Source organism: Nostoc sp. (assembly GCF_036916575.1).
Lineage (GTDB): Bacteria > Cyanobacteriota > Cyanobacteriia > Cyanobacteriales > Nostocaceae > Nostoc.
In genome coordinates this window covers 1-8,040 of record NZ_JBALGC010000043.1, presented here as the reverse complement: position 1 = coordinate 8,040, position 8,040 = coordinate 1, and the positions used below count along the sequence as shown (strand labels likewise).

The window sequence follows — 8,040 nt, the reverse complement described above, 5'->3', positions numbered from 1 at the left end:
CTGATAATATCTCTAGTGCAGAACACGAAACCGAGAGTATTACAAATGTAGAATCTGACAATGAGGTATCTGAGCATACCATTGTTCAAGCTGATGATATCTCTAGTACAGAACACGAAACCGGGAATATTCCGAATGCAGAATCTAACAATGAGGTGCCTGAGCATACCATTGTTCAAGCTGATGATATTGCTAGTGCAGAACACGAAACCGAGAGTATTACGAATGTAGAACATGAAGAAGAAATTGCTCTACATACACAAGAGCAAGAAAGAGAAATTATCGAAGCAATAAACAGCAATAGTGAAAATCTTGATTTGGATACAGCGTATCAACAAGCAGAGGAAGAATTAGTGCTTGACAACGCCTCTATTTTTACACCTGAGCATGAAAGCGAATTAGTAGCGACAAGTCAACACACTGAAGAAGTTCCATCAGAAAATAAAGAATTAGAAGAACCAGAAGAAGTAGAAAAATCATCTATACAGGTTGCTAAAATTCTCGAAGAAAAACAGATAATCCTTGTCGGTCACGATAGCAGAAAATCTGAACTTGCAGAATTAGTATCTGAATATGAAGAGTTTTTATCGTACTGCTTAACGAGAACATGGCAAACTTTCAGCGATGATTTGTACAAAAAAACAGGTTTAAGCGTCACCCAAGAAATTCCTCCAGCCAGTTCGGGAGGATATCAAGCAATTAACTCATTAGTTAACTCTGGAGAAATTTTAGCAGTGATTTTTCTTAGAGACTTAATGATGGCGCCTCAGCCTGGTCAAGCAAGTGAAGAAGCACTATTGAGGATATGTAATATCAACAATGTTTTACTTGCAACGAATTTACCAACAGCAAAAGCAATTCTTTATTATCTCAAAAACTTGAAAGATTAGCAGTTCGTAGTAAGCACTGAAGTGCTTACTATGAGCGGCAATTAATAATGCTTACAATTTTAAATAAAATATTTATAAAACCTGTTTTACTTTTCGACACCATTGTTACAGTGGTGTTTGTTGGTATTCAAAAACTAGGAGTTTTAGAACTTTTAGAACATCCGTTTAAGATTCGTGTTCACCTAGTGTCCGTGCAAGTGTTCAAAAACTGGCTCTTCAAAATTTACCACTGAGACACAGAGAGCCCAAAGTAAGGGAAAAAAGGTTTTTACATCTATAAATTAACCCCGAGTAACACTACCAACAAATTCTGTTGTCATACAAAAATATACGGAAATTTAGATGAATAATAACTTTGACGAGGTCGGGAATCTAAACATCCACTTTGGTTAAATAACTTCATGAAATTGTAATAATATGAATAGTAATAGTAATAATATTATAAGCGCTAGTCTTTCAACGCAAAGCTTAACTTATCGACCAGATCAAGGCCAGGTTTCTTTTGAAGTTACCGTTAATAATGATAGCAATCGCTTTGCCAATTTTCAATTAGAAATTATCGCTGCTGGCGAAATTCGCAATCCTAATTACCGTTGGTATCGTCTTGAACCAGAAGTTGCTGCTGCTCAACCTCACGGTAGTAGCACTAAATTCCAAGTATTTATTTTTAATACGCCAATTCCTGGATTCGTTGGTACAGTGAACCTGTCTGTAAAAATATTTTCTCCTCAGCTAGCACGAGAGCGTAGACTTTTACTACGTTTGGAAATTGAGCGAGGTAATAAACCAATTTTAATTAGTGTCGAATTACCAATACGCACGTTTCAAGTATATCCTGGCAACGCTATAGATGTACCTGTACGAGTTAGAAATCAGGGACAAGTTGCAAGTAATGTGTTGTTACATTTTATAGGTGTAGATGCTTCTTGGGTGACTAACAGTACAGAACGCAGGTTAACCTTAAATGCTGTTAGTCAAACGGAAGTGAGTTTTAAATGTGAATTACCTTCTGTAGTTCAAGCACCTAGTTTAAATTATATTTTTATTGTTGAAGCTACAAGTAATAATAGTTACCCAGCTAATGCAGAAGGTAGCTTAGAAGTACTGCCTGTTGGTTATATTGATTTTAGTACGCCACAAAACAAGCAAAGAATTCCTTCTCAACATCCGTGGTTGCCGAATTTTAAGTCGAATAGTGCTTCCTATGAATTGCTATTTAAAAATGTCAGCAATCTACGTCAAGAAATTAATGTGCAAATTCAGGGTAAAGATTGGCGAAAATGTGCATTTAATAAATTTCCTGAAATCCAAAATCTGAATTTAGGAGAGACGGCAAAAGTTATTTTAGATGTTAAAACAAAACGTCCTTGGGTCGGAATCGGAAAAACTATATTTCTAGAAGCAAAGGCAGAACTATCTGACCAAAGATTGGGCAGTACAGACCCAGCCACTCAAAGTTTAGAATTAGAAGTTTTACCAATTATACCTCTATGGTTGCAGTTAGCGATTCTGGCATTGCTGGCTGCATTACTAGCTTTACTAGCTTTATTATTTAGACAAGAAGGAATTGCACATACAGCTTCAGTCAATTCAGTTCGCATTATTGGCAACGGTACTGGCTCATCTGTTGTTAGTGCTTCTAATGATTGTACATTGAGGTCTTGGACAATCAGACCAAATTCTCTAGAAGCAGATGAAAATGTAACACTAAAATCAAAACCTAATAAACAAAATTTTAAATGTGTTCAACCTCAAAAACCTAAAGGAGTATTAGTATTTGCCAACAATCCAATTCTAGTTGTAAGGTTTGTACCAGTCGAAAACAACAGTATTGCCATTGGTCTAGAAAATGGGATAATTGAGTTAAGGCAGATATCGACTGGTGAAATAATTACTACACTTCAAGACTTTCAAGAACCAAGTGATAGAGTATTTGATTTAGCATTTACCAAAAACTCACTTAATTTATTCAGTGGTTCGGGCAATGGCAAAGTAAGAGTATGGTCGAGAGAATCGACTACTAAAAAATTTCAGGGAAAACCAGTAGTCATCGACTTACTAAAACAGCAAAAACTAACACGTTTTCCAATTTGGGCATTAGCTTTGAGTCCCGACGATGAAAAGCTTATTGTTTCGGGCGAGTTTAACCGTTTTTTAATCATATCTCGAAATCAAAATCAACCTAACAGTTCACTTAAAAACATATCAGTCGAAAGACTTGAAAAAATAGATGGAAGCGGAAGAGGTGGACAGAATGACTCTGTTCTCTCTTTAGCTTTTATTCCTGACTCACCAGAAAACATTCTAGCAACATCTGACTCGGCTGGATTAATTGCAATTTGGGATTTAAAACAATGCAAACCTACAAGTAGCAACAATCCACAGCAAATCAATGACTCTAATTGTAAACTATTAGACCATTGGCAAGATGAGTCAAAAAAACCTATACGAACTTTAGCATTTAGTGAAGATGGTAATTTTCTAGTTAGTGGTGGAGATGACGGACGAGTAGTTGTATGGTATTTAACTTCCAGTCATCAACTCGACAGAACGAAATCACCAAAAGACATAAATATATTTCCAGGTTATAAAAAAATAAAAATTAGAACTATTGATGTAAAAAGTAGTCAAGGAATTGTAATTAGCGGCAGTGACGATTTTCAAGTAAGACTACACCGGATTAAATAGATACAGCATGGGAGGTAGGAGATATAATTCCGAAGACAAAAAGGTTTTATAGGTTTTTAGGCTTTAGTATTGTACTTCGTAAACTTACAAAATGTTGTATCTCTACAAAAGCCCTAGAGACTTATTTATCACATTTTTACAAGAATTTTAAGTAAAAAATTAGCAATTTCCAACAAGCACGTTAATAATATGTCTAATCCACTATCTATTATTATCAACCCGCCTGGAATTCAATATGGAATGCCAGGAGATATTGTATCATTTTATGCTGTGGTGATTAATGAGGGCGACCAAAGCGCTGTTATCGACTTATTTTTTACTTTTGATGAGACATTTCAAAAAATCAGTGGTTGGTCTGTTTCTCCAAAAGCTAGTTTAGCAGTGGCACCAAAAGAAAGCAGCGACGAAGTTGCGTTTGATTTTGAAATCCCAGTAGATGCTTTAGCGGGTACTTATGATTATACTTTTGTCGTAGATTCTCCAGAACATTATCCGCAAGATACTCCGATAAACTTTCCTGGCCAACTCAAAGTTTTGCTCAAAGAACAAACTGTTATCCGCGCTTTTGACCCAACTTTTTCGATTATACCTGCAACAAATCCAAATAAACTTATAACTTACAGACTCGACCAACCTTTACAAGTAGTGATCAAAGTTGAAAATCGCTCGAATCGTGTAGACAGATTTCGCTTAATATGTCCAGATTTAGATGAAAATTGGTTTAAAATAACTTACCCTGCTAGTGGGTTAGAAGGAGTAGGCTTATTTGATGTTAACGCACTGGAACTCAATCCTAATTCTGAAGGTGAAATCTCTTTAGAATTTCGTCCTCCTATTGATACTCTCGCTGGTATCTATTCTCCAACCATTCGCTTGCTTTCAGAAAATAATCCAGACTTAACCCTTTTGGATTTGATATACATTAATATATCGGCAAATTTTCAGTTAGGTATAGAACTTCATACCATTCTAGGAAAAATTAGCCATAAAGATGGTGTCTATGAATTATCACTTAATAATCAAGGTAACTTGATACGGGAACTGTTTTTTAATGCTAAAACGAGGGATGAGGAAGAAATTTGCACTTACAAATTTTACCCTACAGAATTAAAATTATTACCCAACATAACTGAAAAAGTAAGTCTCCGAGTTAAACCTGGTCCTTGGTGGCGTCGACCATTGTTCGGTCAGCCTTTACCAATTAATTTTGAAGTTAATATTACAGATAAGCAAAGCTATCCTTTGGCAAATGCATCTCTTCAAACCAATTTATCATGGAAAGCACGTCCTTGGTGGCAATTTTTACTATTAATATTACTGGGGTTGGGGTTCTTGGCAGGCGTCACGTATATCATTTGGAGACTTTTAAACCCCGACCCGTTGATAATTGAAAGTTTTAGTACTGATAAACGAACAATAACTGAAGGTGATGAAGTTAACTTAAACTGGAAAATTGATAATTTTAATCGAATGCAAAAACTGGTGGTGGTAACAAAAGAAGCATCAAATAACAACATTGAACTAAATTTTGACAAAAATCGTATTAACCAACTAATTAAACCAGGTAATAATCAGAATGCTCTCTGTAACGTAACTCCCCAAGAAGAACTAATATGTAATCACGTTGGTACTGGAATTACAAAACCAGGTAAATACATTTTTGAACTCAAAGCTTCTTATCTACAAGATTCATCTTTTCTTAACCGCAGATTTGAACCCGTTTCCAAAACTGCTGAAGTAGTAGAAGTCACGCCAAAAGAAATAGCAGAAGTAGTAGAATTTAAAGCAAATAAACGGCAATATCAAAAAGACGACAAAGTAACTCTAAAGTGGAAAATTACACATCCAGAGTTAGTTTATAAAGTTACAATTAATCTCAAAACTGCTGATAATTTACAAGCAATTACGCCTATAATCTTGAAAGATAAAAAAGTTAATGATATTAAAAACCATAAAATAACGGATACTTGTAAACAAAATTTTCCAGATCAAGAGTTTTTCAAATGTAGTATTGATATTTCAGTGAATAAAGTTGGAATTTTTAGTCCCGAAATAATAGTTGAGACTTTTAATGTATTCGATAAAAATAGTACTAAACAAGCTGATAGTAAAATTGATGTACTACCGAAACCATTTAAAATTGTTTTTTTTAAAATTAATAATATTGACAACAGCCAACAACAAAGTATCGTTTTGAATGAAGGGGATAAAGTTATCGTAAGTTGGAAAGTAGAAGGAGAAAACGTTTCAGTAAAACTATCTCTCAACGGTGGAGACGTTGCACAAACTAGCAACACACCCCAAATTCCTGTTGACGTGAACTTTCCACGCCAAATTATACTTACAGTTACAGACAAATTTGGCAAGCGCGATCCTCAATCAAAAGGATTTTTTATTACTGTTAAACCGAAACCGACCCCGGCATCCAGCTTAATTACACCTTCTCCCTCACCTACACAAAAAATCTTTAAACCTTTTCCTGCTTCTCCACGTCCAAGATCACTATTTTAATACAGTATATACAAGTTAGACCTTTGGCTACTTTTGATTTTGAAGCTGTGCCTTTAGCCTAGATTTAATAGCAGATGCAGTAAATTAAATTCCCAACTTCTTAAAGGATGCTATCGGCAAATTAGAAATATTATCCTGGCTCAACGATTTTTCGTTATCCCACGGTATTTAGGGGCACAATATATCGTGCCCTTACGGAACATTTCGGCGCCATCGGTCTAACCCTCTATTCGCCAGCAGGATCTTTAAAAAAGTAGGGAATCTGAGCAATTTGAACACCGCTTTAAAAATAAAAATAACAATTATGGACTTAGAAAAAAAAGAAGTCTTTTACACACCTCTTGGGGACGTTGGTGGTACCGCAGGATATGTTGGTATTTCAGCAACATCTAATCCAAGCAGAGTATCTTCATATGCAGAACGATGTCTCAAAGACTCGCTTTTGTTAAATACACTTACTCAAAGAGTATATGAACTTTTACTGGAAGATATTCGTAATCAGCGAGAAAGAGTAAGTAACTACGGCCAAAAAAGGTGGTTCTGATGACAGATAATAATAGCAATGTTACTCATGAATTAAATTATGTTACAACCAATCGGTTTTATATCGAGATCGAAAGCTCCATCGCTGCGTCTTTCACTGAATGTTCAGGACTAGGCGCCCAAATTCAGAAAAAGGTTATCCATGAGGGAGGTGTTAACGACCAACAGAGGGTGTATTTGGGACAAGTCGAGTTTAATGACGTCACATTAAAGCGGGGTGTTACTGACCATCCAGGTTTTTGGAACTGGATAAGTGAAGTTTTTAATGAACAGGGAAAAACATCTCGACGCAATGTAAATATTTTGGTTTTTAATCAAGCTGGTGAAACGATGATGAGTTGGACACTTATTGGTGCTGTTCCTGTTGGATGGAAGGCACCTGCATTGCAAGCAGATGGAAATGCAGCAGCAATTGAAGAATTAACTTTAGCTTATGAAGGTTTACAATTTGGTAAAGAAAAAGGTGGAGGTAATAAATCAACACGGATGAAATCAGGATTCTTTGAGTCTAAGTAATACCAAAATAAAACTATATGGATATTCAACCACTAGTAAGCAAAGGAAATAGACTCGGCTTAAGTGAATCTTTATGCCAACCCAATAGATTAACTTTGAGGCAAGAATTTAATCATCGCCTCAGTAATTCAATTTATCCCATTACGAATCACACACCGCTAACTACATCAAAATTTTTATTGTCGCCTCGTCAAAACAATAAATTTTTAAACAGTGATTCTTTAGTAAATTTAGATTATTGGAATGATATTGATGGGAATATGGATTTATTCCTCGAACCAAACTATTATCAAAATGAAGACATTAGCATTAATAATTTTGATGTATCATCAGTTCGCAATCAAAATAGTGTTAATAACAATGAACTAGTAGAGAAATTAAGTTCAAATAATTTAGATTACTTAGATACAACTTTGAGTAATAAAGCAAACAAGAAACCGAAATCTCAAAGACAAACAAAATCCAAACCGACATCAGATTTTAAACCTCAAGCTAAAAAAACAACCAAATCCTGCAAGACGAGTAACAAGGGTAAACATGAAGTTCTGCCATTACAGCAAGCTTCAAACCAGACATTTCATCCGACAACACCAAATCTAGAAACAACTGCATCTGTTTTGGGTCAGCCATCACCAGAATCTTCTGAAATTGAACCATTACAGCAAGCTTCAAAGCCAAATAATAGCGGAAATACACCAAATCTAGAAACAACATTACCAGTTCCTGAGCAAACAGTACCACTTGCAACTTCTGAAATTGAACCATTACAGCAAGCTTCAAACCAGACATTTAATCCGACAACACCAAATCTAGAAACAACTGCATCTGTTTTGGGTCAGCCATCACCAGAATCTTCTGAAATTGAACCATTACAGCAAGCTTCAAACCAGAC

Annotated in this window: 6 protein-coding genes; all 6 read left to right on the top strand. The window is 35.5% G+C overall.

Features of this window, described 5'->3' with window-relative positions; genetic code table 11:
• Positions 1-890, top strand: an 890-nt coding sequence (locus V7L29_RS11250) for a hypothetical protein (RefSeq protein ID WP_334735505.1), incomplete at its 5' end; no start/stop codon positions are given.
• Positions 891-1,307: 417 nt separating this feature from the next.
• Positions 1,308-3,578: a hypothetical protein gene (locus tag V7L29_RS11245; protein ID WP_334735504.1), complete on the top strand. Its 2,271-nt coding sequence runs from the start codon at positions 1,308-1,310 to the stop codon at positions 3,576-3,578.
• A gap of 189 nt (positions 3,579-3,767) precedes the next feature.
• Positions 3,768-6,089, top strand: coding sequence for a COG1470 family protein (locus V7L29_RS11240; protein ID WP_334690701.1), 2,322 nt, complete (start codon positions 3,768-3,770; stop codon positions 6,087-6,089).
• A gap of 271 nt (positions 6,090-6,360) precedes the next feature.
• Positions 6,361-6,633 (top strand): hypothetical protein, encoded by a 273-nt coding sequence (locus tag V7L29_RS11235; protein WP_334690700.1) that lies wholly within the window; start codon positions 6,361-6,363, stop codon positions 6,631-6,633.
• A complete protein-coding gene (locus tag V7L29_RS11230) occupies positions 6,633-7,148 on the top strand; it encodes a phage tail protein (protein ID WP_334690699.1) in 516 nt (171 codons plus the stop codon). Before V7L29_RS11235 ends, V7L29_RS11230 begins: the two co-directional genes overlap by 1 nt.
• 17 nt (positions 7,149-7,165) lie before the next feature.
• On the top strand, positions 7,166-8,040 hold an 875-nt coding region (locus V7L29_RS11225), incomplete at its 3' end, for a hypothetical protein (RefSeq protein ID WP_334735503.1).

Coding starts and splice junctions, on each gene's coding strand:
- V7L29_RS11245 (WP_334735504.1), top strand. CDS start 1,308: ATGAATAGTAATAGTAATAATATTATAAGCGCTAGTCTTTCAACGCAA.
- V7L29_RS11230 (WP_334690699.1), top strand. CDS start 6,633: ATGACAGATAATAATAGCAATGTTACTCATGAATTAAATTATGTTACA.
- V7L29_RS11240 (WP_334690701.1), top strand. CDS start 3,768: ATGTCTAATCCACTATCTATTATTATCAACCCGCCTGGAATTCAATAT.